Annotated in this window: 17 protein-coding genes, 1 tRNA gene and 1 pseudogene; 11 read left to right on the forward strand and 8 right to left on the reverse strand. The window is 67.4% G+C overall.

The features are described from left to right. Positions 1 to 77: 77 nt before the first annotated feature. The 3 genes from JIX56_RS24650 to JIX56_RS24660 all read left to right on the forward strand — a co-directional run bounded on the left by JIX56_RS24650 (position 78) and on the right by JIX56_RS24660 (position 3,626). A complete protein-coding gene (locus JIX56_RS24650; protein WP_443031874.1) occupies positions 78 to 1,658 on the forward strand; it encodes an amino acid permease in 1,581 nt (526 codons plus the stop codon). 169 nt (positions 1,659 to 1,827) lie between these two features. Further along, positions 1,828 to 1,900 (forward strand) — tRNA-Lys (locus JIX56_RS24655). A 229-nt stretch (positions 1,901 to 2,129) separates the two neighbouring features. Further along, on the forward strand, positions 2,130 to 3,626 hold the full coding sequence (locus tag JIX56_RS24660; RefSeq protein ID WP_257543611.1) for a 5'-methylthioadenosine/S-adenosylhomocysteine nucleosidase family protein: 1,497 nt from the start codon (positions 2,130 to 2,132) through the stop codon (positions 3,624 to 3,626). A 12-nt stretch (positions 3,627 to 3,638) separates the two neighbouring features. Here the strand turns inward: JIX56_RS24660 and JIX56_RS24665 are convergent, their stop codons facing one another. After that, positions 3,639 to 4,271: a site-specific integrase gene (locus tag JIX56_RS24665; protein WP_257551088.1), complete on the reverse strand. Its 633-nt coding sequence runs from the start codon at positions 4,269 to 4,271 to the stop codon at positions 3,639 to 3,641. 211 nt (positions 4,272 to 4,482) lie between these two features. Between JIX56_RS24665 and JIX56_RS24670 the strand changes: the two are divergent. From JIX56_RS24670 to JIX56_RS24680, 3 genes and pseudogenes are all read left to right on the forward strand, one after another. After that, positions 4,483 to 4,682 (forward strand): annotated as a pseudogene (locus JIX56_RS24670) (XRE family transcriptional regulator); the annotation flags it as partial. Positions 4,683 to 5,273: 591 nt separating this feature from the next. After that, positions 5,274 to 7,010: an ATP-dependent DNA helicase gene (locus JIX56_RS24675; RefSeq protein ID WP_257543613.1), complete on the forward strand. Its 1,737-nt coding sequence runs from the start codon at positions 5,274 to 5,276 to the stop codon at positions 7,008 to 7,010. Positions 7,011 to 7,160: 150 nt separating this feature from the next. Further along, entirely contained in the window at positions 7,161 to 7,544 is a 384-nt protein-coding gene (locus JIX56_RS24680; protein WP_257543615.1) for a hypothetical protein, read from the forward strand. Between the two features lie 184 nt (positions 7,545 to 7,728). Here the strand turns inward: JIX56_RS24680 and JIX56_RS24685 are convergent, their stop codons facing one another. The 3 genes from JIX56_RS24685 to JIX56_RS24695 all read right to left on the reverse strand — a co-directional run bounded on the left by JIX56_RS24685 (position 7,729) and on the right by JIX56_RS24695 (position 11,342). Further along, positions 7,729 to 8,142 (reverse strand): hypothetical protein, encoded by a 414-nt coding sequence (locus JIX56_RS24685; protein WP_257543617.1) that lies wholly within the window; start codon positions 8,140 to 8,142, stop codon positions 7,729 to 7,731. Then, the gene (locus tag JIX56_RS24690) at positions 8,142 to 10,106 is read right to left on the reverse strand and encodes a hypothetical protein (protein ID WP_257543619.1); all 1,965 of its coding nucleotides are present in this window, start codon (positions 10,104 to 10,106) and stop codon (positions 8,142 to 8,144) included. The genes JIX56_RS24685 and JIX56_RS24690 overlap by 1 nt, the downstream gene beginning before the upstream one ends. Positions 10,107 to 10,982: 876 nt before the next feature. After that, positions 10,983 to 11,342 carry a hypothetical protein gene (locus tag JIX56_RS24695; RefSeq protein ID WP_257543620.1) on the reverse strand — a complete coding sequence of 120 codons (360 nt, stop codon included), beginning with the start codon at positions 11,340 to 11,342 and terminating at the stop codon, positions 10,983 to 10,985. Positions 11,343 to 12,058: 716 nt separating this feature from the next. On the opposite strand from JIX56_RS24695, the gene JIX56_RS24700 reads away from it, so the two are divergent. After that, on the forward strand, positions 12,059 to 12,397 hold the full coding sequence (locus JIX56_RS24700) for a MerR family transcriptional regulator (RefSeq protein WP_257543622.1): 339 nt from the start codon (positions 12,059 to 12,061) through the stop codon (positions 12,395 to 12,397). Between the two features lie 142 nt (positions 12,398 to 12,539). Here JIX56_RS24700 and JIX56_RS24705 read toward each other — a convergent pair whose 3' ends face one another. The 4 genes from JIX56_RS24705 to JIX56_RS24720 are packed head-to-tail and all read right to left on the reverse strand — an operon-like array spanning position 12,540 to position 16,841. Next, positions 12,540 to 13,154 (reverse strand): GTP-binding protein, encoded by a 615-nt coding sequence (locus JIX56_RS24705; RefSeq protein WP_257543624.1) that lies wholly within the window; start codon positions 13,152 to 13,154, stop codon positions 12,540 to 12,542. Next, positions 13,102 to 13,557: a DUF742 domain-containing protein gene (locus JIX56_RS24710; RefSeq protein WP_257543626.1), complete on the reverse strand. Its 456-nt coding sequence runs from the start codon at positions 13,555 to 13,557 to the stop codon at positions 13,102 to 13,104. The genes JIX56_RS24705 and JIX56_RS24710 overlap by 53 nt, the downstream gene beginning before the upstream one ends. A 49-nt stretch (positions 13,558 to 13,606) precedes the next feature. Next, positions 13,607 to 14,083: a roadblock/LC7 domain-containing protein gene (locus tag JIX56_RS24715; protein ID WP_257543627.1), complete on the reverse strand. Its 477-nt coding sequence runs from the start codon at positions 14,081 to 14,083 to the stop codon at positions 13,607 to 13,609. Beyond that, positions 14,064 to 16,841: an ATP-binding protein gene (locus JIX56_RS24720; protein ID WP_443031875.1), complete on the reverse strand. Its 2,778-nt coding sequence runs from the start codon at positions 16,839 to 16,841 to the stop codon at positions 14,064 to 14,066. Before JIX56_RS24720 ends, JIX56_RS24715 begins: the two co-directional genes overlap by 20 nt. A gap of 582 nt (positions 16,842 to 17,423) precedes the next feature. On the opposite strand from JIX56_RS24720, the gene JIX56_RS24725 reads away from it, so the two are divergent. The 4 genes from JIX56_RS24725 (at position 17,424) to JIX56_RS24740 (ending at position 21,701) form a co-directional block, all read left to right on the forward strand. Further along, entirely contained in the window at positions 17,424 to 18,566 is a 1,143-nt protein-coding gene (locus tag JIX56_RS24725) for a substrate-binding domain-containing protein (RefSeq protein ID WP_257543629.1), read from the forward strand. A 334-nt stretch (positions 18,567 to 18,900) separates the two neighbouring features. Continuing rightward, entirely contained in the window at positions 18,901 to 19,116 is a 216-nt protein-coding gene (locus JIX56_RS24730; RefSeq protein ID WP_257543631.1) for a DUF4190 domain-containing protein, read from the forward strand. Positions 19,117 to 19,643: 527 nt separating this feature from the next. After that, the gene (locus tag JIX56_RS24735; RefSeq protein ID WP_257543633.1) at positions 19,644 to 20,051 is read left to right on the forward strand and encodes a hypothetical protein; all 408 of its coding nucleotides are present in this window, start codon (positions 19,644 to 19,646) and stop codon (positions 20,049 to 20,051) included. Positions 20,052 to 20,054: 3 nt separating this feature from the next. Next, complete coding sequence (locus JIX56_RS24740; protein WP_257543634.1) at positions 20,055 to 21,701, forward strand: hypothetical protein; 1,647 nt, start codon at positions 20,055 to 20,057, stop codon at positions 21,699 to 21,701. The last annotated feature ends 119 nt before the right edge of the window (positions 21,702 to 21,820 follow it).

Consider the following 21,820-nt stretch of genomic DNA (forward strand, 5'->3'; position numbering starts at 1 on the left):
GCCTCCCCCGCGTCCCAGCCGGTTTTCGGCCACGGTGTGGCGCATGTCACGTCCCCGGTGAGGGAATTGCTGGGGGCATGACAGATGACGACATAGCCCGTGGGGCTCCCGGGGCCTCGGCACCGGACTCGGTCTCGGTGCCGGCACCGATGTCGGACGAGGAACGGCTAGCCCAGCTGGGCTACACGCAGGTCCTCGCCCGCCGTATGTCCGCGTTCTCCAACTACGCGGTCTCCTTCACGATCATCTCGGTCCTGTCCGGCTGTATGACGCTCTACCTGTTCGGCATGAACACCGGCGGGCCTGCGGTGATCACCTGGGGCTGGGTCGCGGTCGGCCTGATGACCCTCTTCGTGGGCCTGGCCATGGCCGAGATCTGTTCGGCCTACCCGACCTCCGCGGGCCTGTACTTCTGGGCCCATCGACTGGCCCCCGAGCGCAGCGCGGCCGCCTGGGCGTGGTTCACGGGCTGGTTCAACGTGCTCGGTCAGGTCGCCGTGACCGCCGGCATCGACTTCGGCGCGGCGTCCTTCCTGGCGGCGTACCTGAACCTGGAGTTCGGCTTCGAGGTGACGCCGGGCCGGACGATCCTGCTGTTCGCGGCGATCCTGCTGCTGCACGGACTCCTGAACACGTTCGGCGTACGCATCGTCGGTCTGCTGAACAGCATCAGCGTGTGGTGGCACGTCGTGGGCGTCGTGGTCATCGTCGGCGCGCTCGTGATCGTCCCCGACGACCACCAGTCGGCGTCCTTCGTGTTCACCGAGTTCGTCAACAACACGGGCTGGAGCAGCGGGTTGTACGTGGTGCTGCTGGGTCTGCTGATGGCGCAGTACACCTTCACCGGCTATGACGCGTCCGCCCATATGACCGAGGAGACGCACGACGCGTCGACGGCCGGCCCCAAGGGCATCGTCCAGTCCATCTGGACGTCCTGGGTGGCGGGCTTCGTCCTCCTCCTCGGCTTCACCTTCGCCATCCAGTCCTACGACGGCGCCCTCGCCTCGGAGACCGGCGTGCCGCCCGCGCAGATCCTCCTGGACGCGCTCGGCGCGACCGGCGGCAAACTGCTGCTCCTCGTCATCATCGGCGCCCAGCTCTTCTGCGGCATGGCCTCCGTGACCGCGAACAGCCGCATGATCTACGCCTTCTCACGCGACGGCGCCCTGCCGTTCTCCCACGTCTGGCACACGGTCAGCCCCCGCACCCGCACCCCCGTGGCGGCGGTCTGGCTGGCGGCGGGCGGTGCGCTGCTGCTGGGCCTCCCCTACCTGATCAATGTCACGGCGTACGCGGCGGTCACATCGATCGCGGTGATCGGCCTCTACATCGCCTACGTCATCCCGACCCTGCTGCGGCTGCGCAAGGGCGACGCCTTCGAGCGGGGACCCTGGCATCTGGGCCGCTGGTCGCGCACGATCGGCGTCATCGCGGTGATCTGGGTCTTCGTGATCACCGTCCTGTTCATGCTTCCGCAGCTGTCCCCGGTCACCTGGGAGAACTTCAACTACGCCCCCATCGCCGTGCTGGTCGTACTGGGCTTCGCCGCGATCTGGTGGGCCGCCTCCGCCCGCCACTGGTTCCTCAACCCCGGGCACGAACGGAGCATGGCCCGGGAGGCGGCGCGGAAGGGGGCGCCGGAGCCGATCGACCCGTAGTCGGGGCCCGGGCGCGGCCAACTCGCCCGACTTCCGCCGATCTTCCGCCCGTTCTGTTCTGCGGCGAACCTTTTTACGGCCCTTCGACGCGGCCGGGACCCCGATACCCGATCGGACTCCCGGCCGCGTCCGGCTATGCTCGGGGAGGCAACATCACGCAACATCGCCTGGGCCCTTAGCTCAATTGGCAGAGCAGTGGACTTTTAATCCATTGGTTGTGGGTTCGAGTCCCACAGGGCCTACGGTTCGCGGGTGGGGGTACCCCCTCTGACCTGCTACGCAGCGTCCGGGTCGGCTTCGGCCGGCTCGGGCGCTGACTCGTTTCCGGGTACGTGCGTGAGCGATGCGTGAGCGGATGTTCGAGCAGGGACAGGACACGCATGTATCCGCGCGGCTTCTGATACCACTGGTGACACGCCACTCTTGCCAGTCTGGTGCGGTCCCGCTCCGTCTACGGTAGGAGCGCGAGACGTGCGCGAAGGCAGTGGCAAGGGGGCGGTCGTGGTTCCACCTACGAAGAAGGTCGTCGTACTGACTGCGCTGCCCCTGGAGTACCGGGCGATGCGCCGCTTGCTGGAGGAGCCTAGGCGGGTCGATCACGCTGGCACCATCTTCGAGTGTGGGCGACTGGCTGGCACATCCACGACCGTCTGCCTGGCGGTCACAGGGGCTGGCAACGACTCAGCAGCTGTCATCACCGAGCGAGCGATTAACTTCTTCCAGCCCGAGGCGGTCTTCTTCACTGGAATCGCAGGATCGCTCAAGGCGGATGTCTCCCCTGGCGATGTGGTGGTCGCCATTGAGGTGTACTCGTATCACGGCGGGAAGCAGGATCCGGACGGGTTCAAGGCGCGCCCGCGGGGTTGGGAAGCCTCCTACTCGCTTCAACAAGTGGCGATGTACGTGGACAACGTGGGCGCCTGGGCCGCGAACTTGGCACAGGACTCTGGGGGCTCTGCGGAGGTGCACTTCAAGCCCATCGTGACAGGCGACGTCGTAGTAAACGCTCCAGCTGGTTCGCCGCTGCGGGTCTTCTTGGACGAGCACTACAACGGCGCCGTCGCAGTCGAAATGGAGGCTGCGGGGTTCGCCAATGCCGCTCATAAGGCTGAAGGGGTCCCTCATCTGATGATTCGAGGCGTCAGCGATCGGGCGGACGGGACCAAACAGAGCACCGACAGCGTCGGTCTGCAAGGGATCGCCGCTGAGAATGCCGCGTCATTCACGGCCGAAGTGATTGCTCACCTCACCCCGGCAGATGTCCCGTCAGCCCCAGAAACGGCTGTCAGTGAAGATGAGCCTACCGATGAGCTGATCTGGCAACCCCTCGATCAGCCCACCAGCCTGGCCTGGCACCGGGACCTCGTGCCATCGAGCGCGTACACGAGTGCTCCTGCCCTGCTGGAGATTCACCTGGCGCCTGTTTCGGTGACGAGCAGAGTCACCGCGACCCGCATGCAGCAGTTGGCCGATGAACTGGTGAACCTGGGGCGCGGGAACGGGTTGTTCTCGAACACCGAACGAGTCGAGACACAAAGCAGCGCCGAGGTGACGGTTGCCTCGGTGACCGGGCGCAACGGACGATCAGCAGGGCTGGCGATCACTCGATCCGGCCAGCGGAGTGCCTGGGAGTCCCTGCCGCATCCGGGTATTGGATTCGTGCTCGATCAGGAACACACCCAGGAGCGAATCGCCACCCTGCTGTCACTGTTGGAGGCCATCGACGTACCTACCGCTCCCGCCTATGCGCCGGCGGTCGGTATTGAGAACCCGAGGATGGTCATGGTTGAGCGCCTTAGCGCGGTCAACCCCACTCACGCCACCTTCTCGCACAGGAGTGATGCTCCCGTAAGGGTCGATCCGGAGGAAGCGGTCACCGCCACGATGCTTGTCGGCCGTAGCGGCGAACTTGCCGAGGAACTGACTGCCCGCTTGCTCCTCGTCTTCCGCGGGCCCGGCCGCTCCTGAGAAGCCTGAGGCTCACTGGCCTCCGGAACGGTGGCTACGGGGAACCAGAGCGGCAGCCTTCTCCGCGATCTCACGGTCCAGTTCGGGTAGCAGGCTCGTGTACGTGTCCGAGGTCAGCGTGATGGTGGAGTGCCGCAGGGTCTCCTTCACGGCGTGGATGTCGCCGCCGCCTCCATGCGTGAGCGTCGCGGCGACGTGGCGCAGGTCCCGCAGGGTGATGGGCGGCAGATCGGTCGTGGCGAGGATGCGGCGGAAGGTCTCCGAGACCGTCTCCGGGTGGAGCCAGGAGCCGTCCTCCTTGGTGAATGTCTTCCCGGTGTCCTGCCAGGCGGTGGCCCACTTGGCGCGCTCCTTCTCCTGGCGAGTTTTGTGGTCACGGAGGACGACGATGTTCATGCTGTCGAGCGCGATTGTGTTGGCGCTGCCGTCCGTCTTCGGCTCGGATTCGTAGAGGTCCCAGCCGTCCACCACGATCTCCTTGGCGGGAGTGATGAGCCCGGCGTTGAGGTCGATCTCGTGCCAGTCCTGGCCGACCGCCTCGCCGCGACGGAGGCCGCGAGTACCCATAAGGTGGAAGATCGCGTACAGGCGATCTCCCTCGGCAGCGTCGAGGAAGGCGCCGAACTGCTGCGGAGTCCACACCATCACGGGCCCGGGGATCTCGCCCGTCTCGCGCCAGCGCCGGACTCGTTCATCGGTCCCGAGGAGTGGCTTCGGGCGCTTGCCGGACTCCAACTCGACGTGGGACGCCGGGTTGGAGGTGATGAGCTGCTGGGCGATCGCGGAGTTCAGGGCCGCGCGCAAGGTTCGGCGTATCGCCTGACGGGATGCCGGGCCGGTGATCTTCCGGAACGGCCGCCATATGGGCCGACCGGCGGACGCCTTCGCCGCCAACGACGTCGCCCGCAACCTGCACCTCACCCCCGCAGAGACCTTCTGTTCGCCTCCCTCGGCCTGGCCCGCCAGGGCGCCATCCACGGAGCGGCACAGGACCGCACCGGCACCCGCCGTGCGTTCGAGCAGGCGCAGGACGCCATGCTGCGCGCCGACCCCGCACTGTCTGGCGCGGATGCAGGTGGTGTCCCGCCAGGTGGTGTAGCGGATCAAGGCGCCGGAATCCGCAGGTCATCGCCGCATCGGCGCAGCTCGGGACCGCGGATGGCGCTGACGGCAGGTCAGCCGCTTCGCGACCCGGCAGCCGTGTCCCATGGGGTGGCCGACGCGCGGCTTACCGGAACGCGCCGAGCAAGGTCGCTTACACCACGAAGCGGGACACGACCCGGATGCACACACATCCACTCTGATCTGGCGCGCGCAGCCGCATGGATGCCCCCGCATCTGTCAGCCGCTTGTGGCCTCATACGGGCGGTCAGGGTGGCGCGAGCCGCCTCTGGTCTCGGGACCGTCCAGGTCGGGTCATGAGCCGGTGTGGCAAGCAGGGCAGTCTTGAGAATAGGAGCGTTTGTCGGCTCTTGAGTGGTTCTATTGTCGTCTGATGTTGTGCCCCAGGGCGGCGTCCGCTGCTCGGCAGCAGCACTAGTCGGCACTCAACGAGCTGAGGTCATCTTTCCAGTCCTTGACCGTGCACGGTCCCTCATCCGCAACAACCGGCCAGGTTCTAACCTGTTGCGCTATCTCATGCTGCGGATGAACAACCGCATTATCAAGGCGCAGTTCGATGTCGAAAAGTGTTCTGCACTCTCCGGGCTACGCGTATCTTGGGGTTGCAGGCCCTTCGACACGATGCCGTTCTGCACATCACCACGCGGACATAACCCGCGCTTTGGGGACCTTGCCGAGAGTCTGGATGCCAGGACTCGGCCTCACGAGCTGCTAGCCAGACGGGTCAGGAGCAATGTCGAGCAGCACGGCGTGATCTATACGCCGATAGCTGAGCTGGAGGACCTCGGTGACCTCGGCGAGTTGATCGCGCAACACAACCGCATGCTTCCACCAACAGAACGACACGCGCGAAGGAAGCTGGCTCAATCAAATGGGCATGTGTTCATCGTCGGTTATGAGGACGACACGGTCTCGATCATCAACAAACTCCGGGAAATCTCTGCTAGCGGCGTCCCCCACCACAGCAGCGACGTGCAGACATGGATTAACGCGAACCCCGGCGTCATTGATGACCCGTTGAAGGCTACAGCTCTGACCAAGTTGTTCGAGCACTCAAATGTTGCACTTATCTACGGCGCGGCCGGTACGGGAAAATCGACGATGGTGAATCACATCGCGAACTACTTCGAGGGCGCGCGGAAACTCTTCCTGGCACATACCAATCCGGCCGTCGACAACCTGAAGAGACGAGTACAGGCGCCGAATTCCGAGTTCAGCACGATTAGCAAGTACGTGCGCAGCGGCACGTCGTTCGGAGCCACGTACGACGTTCTGGTAATCGACGAGTGCAGCACCGTGAGCAACGCAAGCCTGCTCGATGTACTTGAGAACACACCCTTCGATCTGCTCGTGCTGGTTGGCGACGTATACCAGATCGAGTCGATTGAGTTTGGCAACTGGTTCAGCATCATCCGGTCGTACATCCCGAGCGAGTCTGTATTCGAACTCACACAGCCCTTCAGGACGACCGATCAGGGCCTCCTCACGCTGTGGAACAGAGTGCGGAACCTCGACGACCATATCGAGGAGTCGCTCTCAAAGAATGGCTACTCGACGATTCTGGGAGACTCACTCTTCCAACATAGAAGCGACGACGAGATCGTGCTTTGCCTTAACTATGACGGCCTGTATGGCATCAACAACGTTAACCGGTTCCTACAGGCGAGCAACCCGAATTCAGCTGTGACCTGGAGCGAGTCCACCTACAAGGTCGGAGATCCCGTACTTTTCAATGAGTCTGATCGGTTCAGCCCAGTCATCTTCAACAACCTAAAGGGAAGGATCGTTAAGATCGATCGCGCGCCCGGCCGTATCACTTTCGATGTGAATCTCGAACGGGATGTCACTGAAGACGATGTGCTCTTCACAGGTCTGCGTTGGGTGGAAGGATCGACTGTCCAGTTCGATGTCTTCGAGCGCGGTAATAGTGATGATGACGACGACTCCGTCACCACCATTGTGCCGTTTCAGATCGCTTACGCCGTATCGATCCACAAGGCACAGGGTGTTGAGTACGACTCAGTCAAGGTTGTCATCACGGATGCCAATGAAGAGAGCATCTCCCACAGTATTTTTTACACCGCTATCACACGCGCTCGGAAGCGTCTCGAGGTGTTCTGGACTCCGGAAACGCAGCATCGAATCCTGAGCCGTCTCGCAGTGCGCGAGAACACGAAAGACGAGCATCTGATGAAGATCCGCCGGGGTTTGATCCCGGTTGAGAAGCGACCGAAGCGCCAAAAGACGCGTCACCTGCCGTAGACGCCGACGGCGATAGCAACGGTGGCGCCGTGGGGCACCTCCCAGTCGACACGAAAGATGTGGGGTGGAGGTGCCTCTTGTCAGGTACTTATCGCGGCTAGCGGCGGCAGTCGATACCGTCGCTGCTGAACCCACCCCAAGGGGGAACAGATGCGTAGCAAATGGCTATGGGCCACTCTGGGCGCAGCCGTAGTCGGTCAACTCGTCGTTAACGCACGGCCGCGTGCCGCCAGCGAGTCAGACGAGGCGGTCATCCGCAGATTTCGCGACGACCCGGGCAGCTTCGGAACCCACTGGAACAGCGGCTCTGGCGGGTATCGGGCGTGCGGCCACAATGCGTGCAGCAAGAAAGCGAAGGATTCCATCACAAGTCACGACTGCTGTGGCCGGTGCCGGATCGCGGACTACCGGGACTGCGCGGGCAAGGCGCTGCGCGACTACGACGGGCCAGGCCGTTTTTACCATGACTTCCACGACGGGATCATGCAGCCTGGCGTGTGTACCGTCTGCGGTGAACCGCAGGAAGCGCACTGACTCGAAGCGATCCGATTCACACGGACTACACATCCACTGACGGCGGCTTAGCCGTTGGAGTCCTCGCCCGAGTCCATAAGGTCCGGCTGGGGCCCTTCGCAGCACGCAGGGCCCCAGCACCGTTTTCCCGGTGCGGGGCCCACGTGGGTTTCAGGTACCGGCCGTGTTTTCGACCGGCCGGGGATCAGGTGCGCTGGCGCAGTACGCGCGTCCGGTGCACGAGCGGGATGCCGAGGCGGGCGGCCACGGTTTTTTCCAGGACGGAGACGACATGGCCTGGGGTAGCGTCACGCAGCGGGATCACCCAGTATTCAACCCACTCGTCCCGCTTCGACGGGCTGCCGTTGATGTGCTGGCTGAGCCTGGTCGCGGTGGCGCCTCGGTTCAGAATCCGGGTGGGGGCGGTCTTCCCGCAGTAGCAGGCGTTGCCGTTGCGGTTGACCGCGATGTAGATGGCCTTGTCCTCGTACCCGGAGTCCTCGCCGATGGGGATCGGCTCGGGCTGCGGTTCGAGGAGCCACGGGCCCGCGAGGCGGGCGAGCATGGCGTACCGCTCGTCGGTGACGGTGACGACGCCGGCCCAGGTGGTCTCGGTCATCAGCGCGGCTCGCCCTCGGCGATGCGGGCGAGGTCGTTGCCCATGAAGCTGAGCTGCTTGAAGGACGGCTCCACGACGGTCCAGGAGAGTTCCGTGGTGGTGCCGTTCATCTTGCGCAGGGCGATCAGGTCGTCGAGGTCGGAGGCGGCCGTGGTGAGGGAGGTCTGGAAGGCCGTGAGGGCCTTGTCCTCGAGTTCGGTGGCAGTGGGGTCGTTCTGGTGGCCCTCGGGGTTGAACCCGTGGTTGGCGGCGAGGCGCAGGTGGGCGTTGAAGTCGCTGCCCTTCCACTTTTCGCGCTCGACTAGGTGGCCGTCGGCCCACCATCGCGGGGGCAGGCTGGCCCGGATCCGCTTGATCGCGTCGGCGAGGACCTGCCGGCCCTCCTTCGTGTCGAGGACGGTCTTGATGACCGTGCCGACGCCGGCGCGCATGATCTTGATGTTGCCCACGATCTGCTCGGCGGAGCCGCCGGGCGCGAGGAGGTAGCCGCTGGTGACGAGGGTGACCATGGCGAGCACGCCGAGGAGCAGCCGGGCGGGGACGTCGCCGTTGTCGGCGCGCTCCAGGAGGTCGTCCACGGCCTGGTCATTGTCGATGTTCTCGACGGTCCACTCGTGGTTGGCGAGGGCCTGCCACAGGCAGCCGGTGTCCAGCGCGGTGCGCACGGGCGCCAGCTTCTCCTTGGGGAAGCTGGAGTAGGAGCGCAGGCCGAGTTCGACGATCGGGCCGCTGCGGTGGGTGACCTGGAGGCGGCGCTTGTCGAGCTTCGCGGCCATGACCGCGTTCAGCCGGGGCTCCTTGCGGGTGAGTTGCTGGACGACGAACGTGAACCGCAGGTCGCGGAAGGCGGGGTTGAGTCCGAGGGACTTCATGGCGTCGGTGACGTCGGCGCGGCCGAGGAGGACGTCTCGCACGGCCTGGGCGTTGTCGCCGAGCTCGCCAGCGTCGAACAGGGCGGTGACGATCTCCTCGGCGGTGACACCGTTTTTCGAGGGCTCCTTGAACTCCTTCACTCCGATGTTCATGCGCATCAGCAGCGAGCGGACCGCGACGGGGAAGCGTCCCATGCGCATGGACGGGTTGTCGTCGGTGTAGCCGACGATGACCTGCACCGGGACGGTCATCGCGTTGAGGAGCCGGGCGGCCTGGTCGCGCTTGGCGCGGGCGGCCTTGCTCGTGCCGGTGTTGGCGTTGATGTCGCGGTGGGCGTTCTTGACGATCTCCCGGACGAGGTCCCGCCGCTCGGCGAGGGGAAGCCGCATGAGGTGGGACGGAAGCAAGCTGTCGGGGTCCTTGGCGTTGGTGGGGCGGATCGAGCTGGCCGGGACCTTGATGTCGGCTGTGCAGGCCGCCCAGCGGCTGTTGCCGTCGACGAGGCTTAGGTCGTCGTCGGGGTGGCGTCCGGGGTTGCGGAAGGTGGCGGGGACGGCCGTCAGGGACCGCTCCACGATGCGCCGGCCGACTTCCTGCGGGTTGTTCTTCCTCACGCTCTTGGACGCCCGGTCGATGGCGGCGAGGAGGTCGTCCATGGCGTCGGCGTAGACGAGGGTGGCGTCGGTGTCGTGCGCGGTGGGCATGGACAGGACCCGCTGCTGGTTGCTGGTGTCCGGGTCGGCCGCGTAGTGGGCCTCGTCGAGGAGCCGGTCGTTCTCGATCGCGGGGGACAGCATCAGCGTGTACGCGCGGTAGGTGAGGACGCTCAGCCAGCCCGTCTCGACGCGGTGGCGCTCCAGGCGGGCGCCTTCGAGGAGTCCGGGCTCGACCGCGCCGTACGCGATCCGGCGGACAGCGGCCGGGGAGATCTGGACGTCGGGGTGGTTCTCAAGGAACTTGATCACCTTGGTGGTCTTGCTGACCGGCTCGACGCGGTGCTCGAACGGCGTCGAGCGGTCGCCGGAGCGGATATCGATGACCTCGATACCGTCGATGTCGTCGTGCTCGTCAGGGATGTCGATGGTGCTCACAGGGCCTTAATCGAATGGGCCGGCGCGAGGCGGGCTCGCGGCCGGTGACCGGCGTACGCGAGCAGAGCGCCATCGGAGCGCAACGCACCCGTGCCCGCCTCGGTGAGGACCGCGGTCCATCACGGGGCTGACCCGGCGTCGCTTCGGTGATCTGTAGGCGGAATCCGGGTACCCGCCCGTGCGAGCGGCGTACTCAGGTCCTGCCGGTGGATACCGCGGTGTCCACCAACTGCCAAACAGATCGCCCTCAGCGGCGGCGATGATACGAGCGTACAGCCATCCGAGCTGCCGCAGCATGGGAGTTGACGGTCTTTCCGATTCGACCGGTGTGGCCTGCATGATCTAGCCGACGGCCCGTCAGGGGCCGCGTCAGCTGGTATTCACACGCCAGCGGATACGGCTCGGCGAGCACGGCGAGGACTTGGACACGGTCCTGAGCTGAACTGCCAGACGCGGCGTGAGATTTCACGAGAAGCCGCAGGTCACAGCCTGAGCCTAGGGTAGGAGTCACGAGATCCTACAGACGCACGTCCGACAGCCGCCCAGAGACACCCACTCCGCCGCAGGTGAGAACGCCCCACATGCGTGAGCGATGCGTGAGCGGACGGTGTGACACAACCCGCCGCGCGGCGGATCGGCACTCACGGCGCACATGCTCTGACCAGTTGTTTCCGGACACCGAACCAGCGACCGGAACCACCCAACAAGCTTTGGCCAGGACTTTTAATCCATTGGTTGTGGGTTCGAGTCCCACAGGGCCTACGGTTCGCGGGTGGGGGTACCCCCTCTGACCTGCTACGCAGCGTCCGGGTCGGCTTCGGCCGGCTCGGGCGCTGTCTTGTTTTCGGGCCCGCGGGTGAGCGGTGCGGTGGCGGGTCAGTGGTCCGAGTAGCTGAAATCACCCACGGTCCAGGCACTGACGTCCTCGATCGCAACACGGTACATTCCGCCCGTCTCCGGGATCCCCACCGTGCCCTGCAGGATCCGGGCGACATGGAAGTGCAGATGCGTGGGCGGCCCGTCCCCCTTCGCGGGGGTGTCGAAAACGGTGGAGAACCCGGCCAGGTGGGTGGAATCCGTCAGCACCTCCGACACCCTCTGCCTCCACAGGGCTTCGGGAGCCAGTCGACCGGTGATGACAGCACCACCGGTGACCACGGTCAGGGACATCTGATTGCTTCGCCCGGACTCCACCAGGGCGGCGATGTGAACGATCAGCTCGTCAGGCTTCGGCATGAGAGCGGATTCTATCCAGCGGTCCGTCCAGGCGGCTTGGGCGGTGGCGGCAGGTGCGCGCCGGGGACCGGGGAACACCGCCGACGCGCCGCGCCGGTCGACGGCCTCACCGGAAGCCCGGCGGCCGGCTGTGAGTCTCAGCCGGCCGCCGGGCCTGCGCTGCGGGCTGTCCCCACATCCGTAGACGGGCGGAGGGCAATACCTCATCGTCGAGATCGCGAAAATCTATGCTTGCCGGAGTAGACATTGGGTTCTCGGATCATTATGGTTTCTCTCGTAGCCGAGATCGAGCGAAGCCCGGCAGACACGAACTGCCGGGCAGCAGTACACGCATGACGGTGCGGTGGTGGAGTTTCGAAGCCCAGGTTGTTGCACATGGCGACGGGACTCACGGCCGGACCGGGTGGCCCGCGGTGATCAGGGGCCGCCATGAGTAGGACCGCAGTCGATTGGTTCAGAGGGAAGAAACGGAGGAGTCGAGCGCCATCAGGATCGCCCGGGCAGAAGACCTGAGCCCGGGTACCGCAGGACATCGATAGGTAGGTGGTCTCCGGTCACGCATCCGCGATCCCCGTACCCCCGTCGGCGTATCGGACGGGTGTGTGGAAACAGAAGGCCGGTGCAGCACGAGGGCCGGCAGATGGTGTTGTAGTTCCTTCGGGGCCTTGGTGCCGTACGGCACCAAGGCCCCTCCACGCGTTCCACAGAGAGGTGAGATGACAGCAGACGAGTCACTGGGCCGTCTCGATGACGACGACTACCCCGCTTACACGATGGGCCGGGCCGCCGAACTGCTCGGTACCACTCCCGCATTTCTCCGCGCCATCGGCGAAGCACGACTGATCACACCCTTGCGCTCCGAGGGCGGGCACCGCCGCTACTCCCGCTACCAGCTGCGCATCGCAGCCCGCGCGCGTGAACTCGTCGACCAGGGCACCCCGATCGAGGCCGCCTGTCGGATCATCATCCTCGAAGACCAACTCGAAGAAGCTCAGCGCATCAACGCCGAATACCGCCGCGTCGGCGGATCGCCCAATCCATCGGCCGCGGCCTGAGGTGAGGGTGCCCGCCGGTATCGGCGGGCCCTCACCACGTGCTTGACCGGAATGCGCGCAGCGACGGCCCTCGTGGCTGAACGGTGCCCTGACATCTCGCTCGCCTCCGGCCCCGGAGTGAATGCGCTGCTGGGGGGACCCCTTAGGTTGCCGCCGCCTCCTGGGCGCGGGACAGGGCGATGTCGAGTACCACCAGCAGCGCGTCCCGTACCGAGCCGGTTCTTCGGGCGTCGAAGACGATCAGCGGTACGTGCTCCGAGATGTCCAGTGCCCACCGCACCTCGTCCAGATCGTGCCCGACCTCCCCGTCGAACGCGTTGACGGCGACCGCGAACGGGAGCTCCTTGTGCTCGAAGTAGTCCACCGCCGCGTAGCAGTCGTCCAGGCGGCGGGTGTCGACGATCACCAGACCGCCGAGGGCGCCCTCGACCAGGTCGTCCCACATGAAGCCGAACCGGTCCTGGCCCGGCGTGCCGAACAGGTACAGCTTCAGCGTCGGGTCGATGGTGATGCAGCCGAAGTCCATGGCGACCGTGGTGGTGGTCTTGCCCGGAGTGTGCGTGAGATCGTCCACGCCGGCCGCGACCTCGGTGATGGCGGCCTCCGTGGTCAGCGGTCGTATGTCGGAGATCGAGCCCACGGCCGTGGTCTTGCCGACCCCGAAGCCACCGGCGATGACCAACTTGACCGGCAGCGGAGGCTGTTCAACCGGAGTCACGGAGTGTGCCCCGTGCATCGGGGACGGCGCGGAGACCATCGATAACCCTTCGCAGTACGGAGAGATCCTGGGCCGCTCTGGCGTTCGGCCTGTGGATCGCCAGATGCCCGGCGGCACACAGGTCCTCGGCCAGCACACGGACCACGTTGAGGTGCAACCGCAGCTGGGCGGCGAGTTCCGCCGCGGACTGAGGCTGTCGGCAGGCGGCGATGATGTCGCGGTGTTCGAAGGTGAGCGTGTGGAGGACGGACAGCCCGGCCGACGTCGACACGACCTGGGTCTCGATGGGGATGGGCAGCGCGGTGCCACCTCCCGACACCCGGCCGGCGGTCAGCAGGAACGGACGGATGGCGGGGGCGCGGCCGACCGGCTCCGGGGAATGCTCCGGTGAGTTGCCGACGGCTTCCGCCGCATCGTGTGGTTCTGGTCCACCGACGGCCATCACGATCCCTTTCCGAAGTCCCTGCAACCGTGCCCTGGCGTTCGGACGGTCAGCCGGCCGGCGTGGCACCGACGCTCTTCTTCAGCTCCAGCACCAGTTGGGGGGTGAGCGCGGCCCCGGCCCGGTTGGCGAAGAGGGTCATCTCATAGGCGATGTTGCCCAGCTTCGCCTCCTTCGAGGTCACCACGCCGAGGACCGCGCCGCCGCCGATGGCCGACACCAGCACATGGCCGCCCTCCAGATCGATGATGACCTTGTTGAGCCCGCCCAGGCCGTAGTTGCCGGAGGCGCCAGCGGCGAGGCTCGTCATACCGGACACGATCGCGGCGAGGCGCTCGGAGTCGGCATGGTCGCGTAGTCGGGAGGCTGCGATCAGCAGGCCGTCGGACGACACCGCGATGGCGTCGACGACGCCGGCCGTGTCCGAGGCGAACCGGTCGAGGAGCCAGGTGAAATCGGCCGCGGCGGTTCGCAGATCGGTGGGTATCGCCTGTTCGGAACTGCTGTCACCTGTCGACGTGGTCACTGCCCGACTCCTTCTGGGTTTCCTGGTGCGCTGATGGTGCCGACTCCGTCCCGCTCAGGGCGCTGTCCTGCTCCGCCCTGCGTACGGCGGCCTCGAAGTCCTCGAGTTCCGCGCGGACCGCGTCGGCGTCGACGGGGGGCCGTACGGCCGGGTTCCCCCGGTCGGCCGGTGGGGCGGTCCTGGCGAGGGTCGCTCCGCGTACCCGCCTCCGCAGCGGTCGGGAAGCATCCGTCGTGGGCTCCTCGGCGATGGCGACCCCGTCTGTGGGGGCGACCCTGTCCGTGGTGGAGACCCTGTCCGTGGTGGTGACCCCGTCCGTGCGGGTGCGGGTGCGGGCGGGGACGCGTCGGGGGAGGACCTGCGGCGACGGATCTGTCGGCTGGGCTTCGGTGGCGAGGGCCGGCCGGGCGGGCCGGGGCTCCCGGTTCCGGTGTTCGTCCGGGCCCGGGTGCCCGGTTCCGGTGCCGACGCTTCCCGGGCGGCCTTGCTCGTCGCCCGTCGCGTCCTCGTGAGCCGTGTGCGCCGACCTCGCGTCCTTGTGCGCCGTGTGCGCCGGCGCCGCGTCCTCGTGCGCTTGCGTCGCGTCGGTCAATGGCTCCGCCGCGGGCGGCGTTGTCCTGGATGTCCTCACGAGTGCGACGGCCTCCTGCTCGGGCGCTGCTGCGGACCTCGTCGGGAAGGCCGCCACGGCTCCGGTCGGGCCCGTGGCCCGGGGCGGGACCGGGTCCACCGAGCTCATGGTCAACAGGAGCGCGGAGGGGATCCACACGGTGCCGGTGACCCCGCCGCCCGGCGTGCGGCTCAGCATCACCCGTATGCCCCAGCGCCGGGCGATGCTGCCGACGACGAAGAGCCCGAGCACCCTGGTCGGTACGAGGTCGAGCCGTTCCCGGCGGACGAGGCGGGCGTTCTCCTCGGCGAGGCGTTCCGCGCTCATCCCGAGGCCGTGGTCGATGACCTCGATCAGCGCCCCGCCGTCCGAAGTGACGTCGGTGCCGGGGCGGACGGCCACCTCGACGGGCGTATGGGACGGGGAGAAGGCGACCGCGTTCTCCAGCAGTTCGGCGAGCATCAGGGTGAGGTCGCCGATGATGTCGGGGGCGATGGTGACGTCCGCCTCGGCCCGCAGCGACACCCGCTGGAATCCCTCGATCCGGCCGAGCCCCGCGCGTATGACGTCGGCCAGAGGGGTCGGCCGGGCCTCGACGCCGGTCTCCCGGATGCCGGCGAGCAGCATCAGGCTGTCGGCGTTGCGCTGGAGGCGTACGGCGATGTGGTCGATGCGGTAGAGCTGTTCGAGGAGCTCGGGGTCGGTCTCCTCGCGTTCGGCGGCATCGATCAGCAAGAGCTGACGTGATGTCAGGTTGCTGACCCTTCGGCCGACGTTGCCGAACATCTCGGCGACGTTGCGGCGGCTCAGCACCTGCCGCTCCAGCAGCGCGGCCGCGGTGACCTGCACCTGATTGAACGCCTCGGCCAACTCGCCGATCTCGTCACGGACCGGGACCGGGATCGCCCGCGGACGCAGCGGAGTGCTGTCGGCGGCCTCGTCGTCCGCGACGCGCGCGAGTTCCTCCCCCGCCACGTCGACGACCTGCTGGGCGGCGCCGGTGAGTGCCGCCAGCGGGCGTACGACCGAGCGCCGGACCAGGATGGAGAAGCCCAGCCAGACGGCGAAGCCGAGCAGGGCCAGGCCGAGCAGCACGAGAGCCTCCCGCAGGGCACTCGCGGAGACGGCGTCGGCCCGGGCGGCGATCTGACGGATCAGCGACCGGGTGATGCCGAGGCGGGTTTCGGCCTGCTGAGCCCCGGCGGCGATCTCCTTGCGCAGTTGCTGCGGTGTCTGGTTCTGAAGGGAACTCGGATCGATCTGGAGCGCCGCGAACTGGGACTCGATACCGCTCTGCTCGGCACTGCGCTCGATGCCGCTGAGGCTCAGGACCTGGTCCGGTGTGGCGATCCGGCCGAACCGGTCGGACTGGTGGTCGTAGAGCGCGTGGGCGCCGACCGCGCGGGAGTACTCGGTGAGAGCGTTGGCGTCACGGGTCTGCGCGGAGAACACCGCGCTCTCATAGGCGGCGTGGGCGGAGTCGGCGCGCAACAGCGTGTCGAGCAGCGTGGTGACCGACGACGACGAGGTGCCGGAGAAACGGTCGAGGCCGATGCCGTCGATCAGATAGTCGACCGCGGAGGCGTACGCGGGATCGATGTTGGCGGCGGGAACGTAGCCCCGTCCGAGCTTGTCGCGCAGGACGGTGAGACCGCTGATGTACTCGAGGGCCTGCTTCTCCTCGGCCGGCAGGTCCGACCCGAACGCGGAACGCACGGCGGCGACCCGTGCGTCGGTGTCCTGTTGCGCCTGGCGGTAGTCGGTGGGCGACGGCAGGGCGGCTCCGGGGCGGGCCGACTCGTACCGCACCGACAGCACGAGCGCCTGCCGGTGTTCGGCCTGTACGTCGTTGATCAGCCTCGCGACCTGCTCGCTGTCGCGCACCAGGTCGGCGATCCGGCCGGCGTCCCGGGCCCGTCCCACCTGGTCGACGACACCGGCGCCGAGCAGCAGGCCGACGACCAGGATGGGCGCGCTCACCAGGACGTTGAGTTTCCGCCGGAACGGCCATCGGTCGAGCACGGCTCCCGCTCTCCGGCGCAACGGCGGCGTCGCCTGCGCGGGCCCCGGCGGGGCGGGTGCGAGGTCGTGTTCCCCCCGCTCGGGCGAAGCCGAGAGCGGGGGAGGGTCCACTGTCTTCGCGGACACCCGGGGCCTCCTTCGTCGTGTTCCTGAGCGGTGACCGAGGTGCCGTTCGTGCCGGACCGCGAACTGCCGGGAGCGGAGCGTGACACTTTTGGCGCGCCCATCGCTGGTAGGTACGAAGTGATTGCGCCATGTGTCCGAAACTGGCCGTGCGGAGACTATCGTTCGGGCGGGAGGTTCGACTGGCAATATGCCATCAAGAGTTGATTACAAAATGTTTCTCGGTTTATGTGCGGACATGGATGCTTCGTCGCCGTAGGGTCCGCAGCCGATCCATGTCCGGTGCGGGGTGGCGTAGTTGACGAGGGTCGACGGCATCAGAGGCGCGTAAGTCGTCGGCATCGTCGGCGCCTTACGCGCCGCGGCTCGGCGCCTTGCTCGCCGTGGCTCGGTGGCAGATCGTCACCTCGGCGTCGTGCGGAGGCGTGCGGCGTCGTGTCGTCGTGTCGTCGGACGTTCACGCGCACCCTGCTACATTCCCCCCGGCTTACGCCCTGGCAGCCTCCGTGGGCACCGTCGGCGCCTTCGGCCATCTCCTCCCCCCACTCGCCCCGTCCCCCCTTTTGCCCTGTTGAGGAGACCCCCGTGCACGCCACCCGCCAGGCGACCGCGTCGGCCGCCGCGTTGCTGGCCCTGGCCACCGCCGTCGTCGGCTGCGACAGCGGTTCGACCACCGCCGCAGCCACCGCCGGCTCCGCCAAGCCCGGCTGCCCCGCTGTCCTCGCCCATGCCAAGTCGGCGGTGAAGAAGGCCGAAGACGTCGACGCACCGTGGGACGGTCCCACCACCGGCCCCCGGGCGGTTCCCGGCAAGACGATCGTCTTCGTCGCCCAGACCCTGGCCAACCCCGGTGTCACCGGCGTCGCCCAGGGTGTGGAGGAGGCCGCCAAGGTCATCGGCTGGAAGGTCCGCGTCATCAACGGCCAGGGCACGTCCGCCGGCATCAAGGCCGCCTTCGACGAGGCCGTGGCCCTGGAGCCCGCCGGCATAGTCATCGGCGGTTTCGACCCCAAATCCACTGCCCAGCAGGTCCGTCAGGCCAACGCCGCGGGTATCCCGCTGATCGGCTGGCACGCCGTCGGTGCCCCTGGCCCCAGCGAGGACCCGGAGCTCTTCAGCAACATCACGACCAGGGTCGAGGACGTCGCGAAGATCAGCGCCGACTGGATCATCGCCCGGTCCAACGGTCGCGCGGGCGTCGTCCTGTTCACCGATGCGTCGATACCTTTCGCCAAGCGCAAGTCCGAACTGATCAAGGAGGAGCTCGCCACCTGTTCCGACGTCAGGCTGTTGAGCTACGAGGACATCCCCATCCCCCAGGCCAACAGCCGCACCGTTGAGGCGGTCTCTTCCCTTCTCTCCCGTTTCGGCAGCGAGTGGACCCACTCCGCCGCCATCAACGACCTCTACTTCGAGCACGCCGCCACCGCTCTGCGCGCCGGCGGCCGGCAGGGCGCCGGGGCCCCGTTCAACATCGGCGCCGGCGACGGCGACCCGTCGGCTTTCCGGCGCATCAACGGCAGGGAGTACCAGGCCGCCACCGTGCCCGAGCCCCTCTCCGAACAGAGCTGGCAGATCATCGACGAGTTCAACCGCGCTTTCTCCGGCAGAGCCGACAGCGGATACGTCGCCCCTGTCCACATCGCCACCGCCTCCAACAGCGGCGGCGCACTGTCCTGGGACTCCGAGGGCTATCGCCAGGCGTACCGCGAGATCTGGGGCAAGTAGGCAGCCGGTTGTCGGACGCGCCGGGGCACGCGGCGTCCGAGTCGGCTTCGGCCGGCTCGGGCGCTGTTTTCGTTTCCGGGCCTCTGGGGCGTCCCCGCATCCGGGACCCCTCCCGCCTGTGGCATGGCAACCTCCCGTCACGCTCGCGTCATGAGGAGGCCCCGGGACCACGCCATCCGACCCGGACCCGCAGGTGAACGACCCGAACCCGAACCCGTCCCAGTCCCCGTCGAGTGCCCCGGTGCCGCCGACGCCGCCGCAGGAAGCGCCGACGTACGCCGTTGGGCCCGCTTACCCTCCCCACTACTACGCACGACCCCCTCAGACCAACGGGTTGGCCGTCGCGTCCATGGTGTTGGGCATCCTGTGGATCTACTGGATCGGCAGCATCCTCGCGCTGGTCTTCGGCTACGTGGCCCGCAAACAGATCAGGGAACGCGACGAGAGCGGTGGGGGCATGGCCACCGCCGGAATCGTGCTCGGCTGGGTGGGCGTCGGTGTGTTGACGCTCCTGGTGGTCAGCGCCTTCATCTCATACATGTCGACCTGACACAGCGCCGCTGCCCACGGTCGCTGACGTCGCACCACCTCGGAGCGCTGGTCGCCTGCGGCCCGGTACGCCTGAACGACCTGGCCGCACGGCTCGACGCCACCCGGTGGCCGGACGAACCCACCGCTCCCGGCTGGTCGCAGGGCATGCGGCGGGGCTACGACCGTTACGGCGCCCAGGGTAGGGACGCAGACGTCCGGGCCTTCTTCCGCCGCTTCCGCTGACAGTCGCCGTCACGCTCAGGTGTGAACAATGCCGACTGTCCGGTGGCTGAAACCGGTCATCTGGCTTTCGGGCTGTGGTCGTCAGTGGGGGCTGCGCTTGCCGCTTGATGGTTTCTTCAGGGGCTGTGTGGGGATTCTCTGCGTCACTTTTCGGTCACTCTTCAGTATTTGCGCAACATATACAGTTCGTCGCCTGGTTGGGGCGACATGTCTGCATGTGTGTGCCGTGAACGCGGGGAGGGGCATATGAAGAGGATTCTGCTGACGTCGGGGCTCGTCGGGATTCTGGTGGTGGGGTCCGCTGTGCCGACCGTCGCCATTTCGGATGCCGGGGCGACGCCGTTGCCCGGGACGGGGGCGAGGGTTGAAGTCACTGCGTGGCAGTGCAACGCCTATACGGACAAGTGTTCCTTCAAGACGTCCACGAAGACCATGAAGGGCGGCGCGAAGTACCGGGTCAGCAAGATCAGCAATACGGCGACGGTGAAGGCCAACGGCTGGCAGGCGACGCTCGCGCTCAGCCCCAGCGGCACGCAGGTGAGTGAGAGCACCCGGCAGGTCAGTTGGACGAACGAGAACACCTGGATCGCCGACATCAGCGGCATCGCCGACCCGGGAGGTTCGCTCAACACGAGCATCACCACCTGCTCCGACGGCGGTGCCTTCAAGTCAGGTGTCAAGGCGTTCGCTTCGGCCTGTGCCAACGACTGAGCGGTGACTGAGCGCGTGGATCGTCGTGGCCGGGGCCTCATGGCCGTGGGGGTGGTGGCCGCCGCGGCGGCTCTCAGCGCGTCGGTGTTCGGTGGCGGGCCGGTGGATCGGCCCCAGCCGCCCGGTGGTGATCTGGCCGAGCAACTCGACGCCCTGCGCGGAGCGAACGACCTCGTACGTGCCACCCGCGCCGATGTGGGGCGTGATCCCGCGTTGTACCCGACCGCGTACGGGCGTCTGGAGGCTGCCCTCGCCGCTCGGCACCGAGGAGGCGGCGGGGCGGCCGATGTGCCCGACGTACCCGAGCTCCGGCACGCCGCGTTGGCCGACCTCGCCCGTACCGACGTCCTGGACACCCCGGCATGGCGGGCCCACTACGTGTGCCTCTCACTGACGGGATCCCCGGACTCCGAGGGGGCCGAGACCAACGGCGCGGCAACCGTCCTGGAACAGGCCGGGCTTCGCGAGCGGGCCGAGCGCGAGGCGTTCGGCTATCTGACCGCGCCGGACGAAGAGGACGACGCTCCGACCTCGCTCGCCACACGGGCTGCCTTCCTCCACACCCTGACCTGCCTGGGGCGTGACGGTGACGTGCCTCGGGCCGCGGTGGAGACGCTCGCGGCGGACACCGCTCGGGCCGAGCAGGCCGTGCCGGTGCTCTACGCGGTCGAGGCGCTGCGGGCCGTTGGTGTACGGGCTCGTGCGACAGGGGCTGTTCGGGGTGCCGATAGGTGGTTGGCGGCCGGTTGCACCGGCTTCGAGCCCATCCAGCGAGCCGCTCTGACCCTGCTGAGGCATCGGCTGACTCGGCAGACGCGTGTCTGCCTGATGCCTTACCTGAAGGACTCCGACACGCAGACGCGATGGCTGGTCCGCCGTGCACTCACGGTCGGCGGCGACGGGGCCGACACCATCGCTGGTTCACTTCCCGCGCCGGTGGCGCGTGTCCGGTCCGACGGCCTCGTCGCCAAGTCGCCGACCCAACTGGGGACACTGACCGCCACGTACAACGCCGCGCGGGCCCTGACCGCCAGTGCCCAGCGGGAGCACACGCCGTACTGGCTCAAGAGGCGGCTGACGCGGATGGGCTCGGACGCCGGTCTCGAACCGTCCGACCGGCTGCTGCTCGCCATGATTTGCCATCGACTGGCCCTGAACTGCGGGCCCCAGGCCGAGAAGGGGATCGCGGAGGCGGCTCGGCTGGGGGTGCCGGCACGTCTGACGACGGCGAACGAGCGTGGTTGGTACGGCGCCCTGGCCGCGCGCGCGGAGTTCGGGCTGGGCTGTGGGCGTACGGCCGTCGAGGTGCCGGACGGCGAGGGCGGGGCCGCGCTGTCGGCCCGTTCTCTGCGCATCGTCGTGGTGCTCGCGGATGCCGGGTGTACGGCTCAGGCGGAACGGCTCACCGAAGGGACCGATCTTGTCGCCCAGGCCCGGAAGGCGCTGCGAGAGGGGGACCTGGTGACCGCCTCGGACGCGGTCCAAGCGGCGCTCGTCTCCGAGCAGAGCATTCCGCAGGAACTGTGGGACGAGCTGCCGGGGCTTCTTCAGCGCTACCGCGACGCGAACTTCCCCGACCTGTACGCCGCCTCGCCGGGCGGCACCGCTTCGGCGGACGCCACCAGGGCCGCGTACTACCTCCTCGCCTGACCTGCCTGGCCTGCCTGGCCTGCCTGGTCTGTTTCGCCTGTTCGACCCTTCAGAGCCCGCGGCCCTCGCCTCCTGGCCCCACCCGGTTTCCGTCCCCCCACTCCAGAAGGACACCGTCA

This window comes from Streptomyces sp. CA-210063 (assembly GCF_024612015.1).
Taxonomy (GTDB): domain Bacteria; phylum Actinomycetota; class Actinomycetes; order Streptomycetales; family Streptomycetaceae; genus Streptomyces.

Bases quoted from the DNA above. Each gene is read 5' to 3' on its own strand.
- JIX56_RS24685 (WP_257543617.1), bottom strand. From the start codon at position 8,142: ATGACCGAGACCACCTGGGCCGGCGTCGTCACCGTCACCGACGAGCGG.
- JIX56_RS24675 (WP_257543613.1), top strand. From the start codon at position 5,274: ATGAACAACCGCATTATCAAGGCGCAGTTCGATGTCGAAAAGTGTTCT.
- JIX56_RS24705 (WP_257543624.1), bottom strand. From the start codon at position 13,154: ATGGTCTCCGCGCCGTCCCCGATGCACGGGGCACACTCCGTGACTCCG.
- JIX56_RS24700 (WP_257543622.1), top strand. From the start codon at position 12,059: ATGACAGCAGACGAGTCACTGGGCCGTCTCGATGACGACGACTACCCC.
- JIX56_RS24650 (WP_443031874.1), top strand. From the start codon at position 78: ATGACAGATGACGACATAGCCCGTGGGGCTCCCGGGGCCTCGGCACCG.
- JIX56_RS24710 (WP_257543626.1), bottom strand. From the start codon at position 13,557: ATGGCCGTCGGTGGACCAGAACCACACGATGCGGCGGAAGCCGTCGGC.
- JIX56_RS24680 (WP_257543615.1), top strand. From the start codon at position 7,161: ATGCGTAGCAAATGGCTATGGGCCACTCTGGGCGCAGCCGTAGTCGGT.
- JIX56_RS24665 (WP_257551088.1), bottom strand. From the start codon at position 4,271: ATGGTGTGGACTCCGCAGCAGTTCGGCGCCTTCCTCGACGCTGCCGAG.
- JIX56_RS24695 (WP_257543620.1), bottom strand. From the start codon at position 11,342: ATGCCGAAGCCTGACGAGCTGATCGTTCACATCGCCGCCCTGGTGGAG.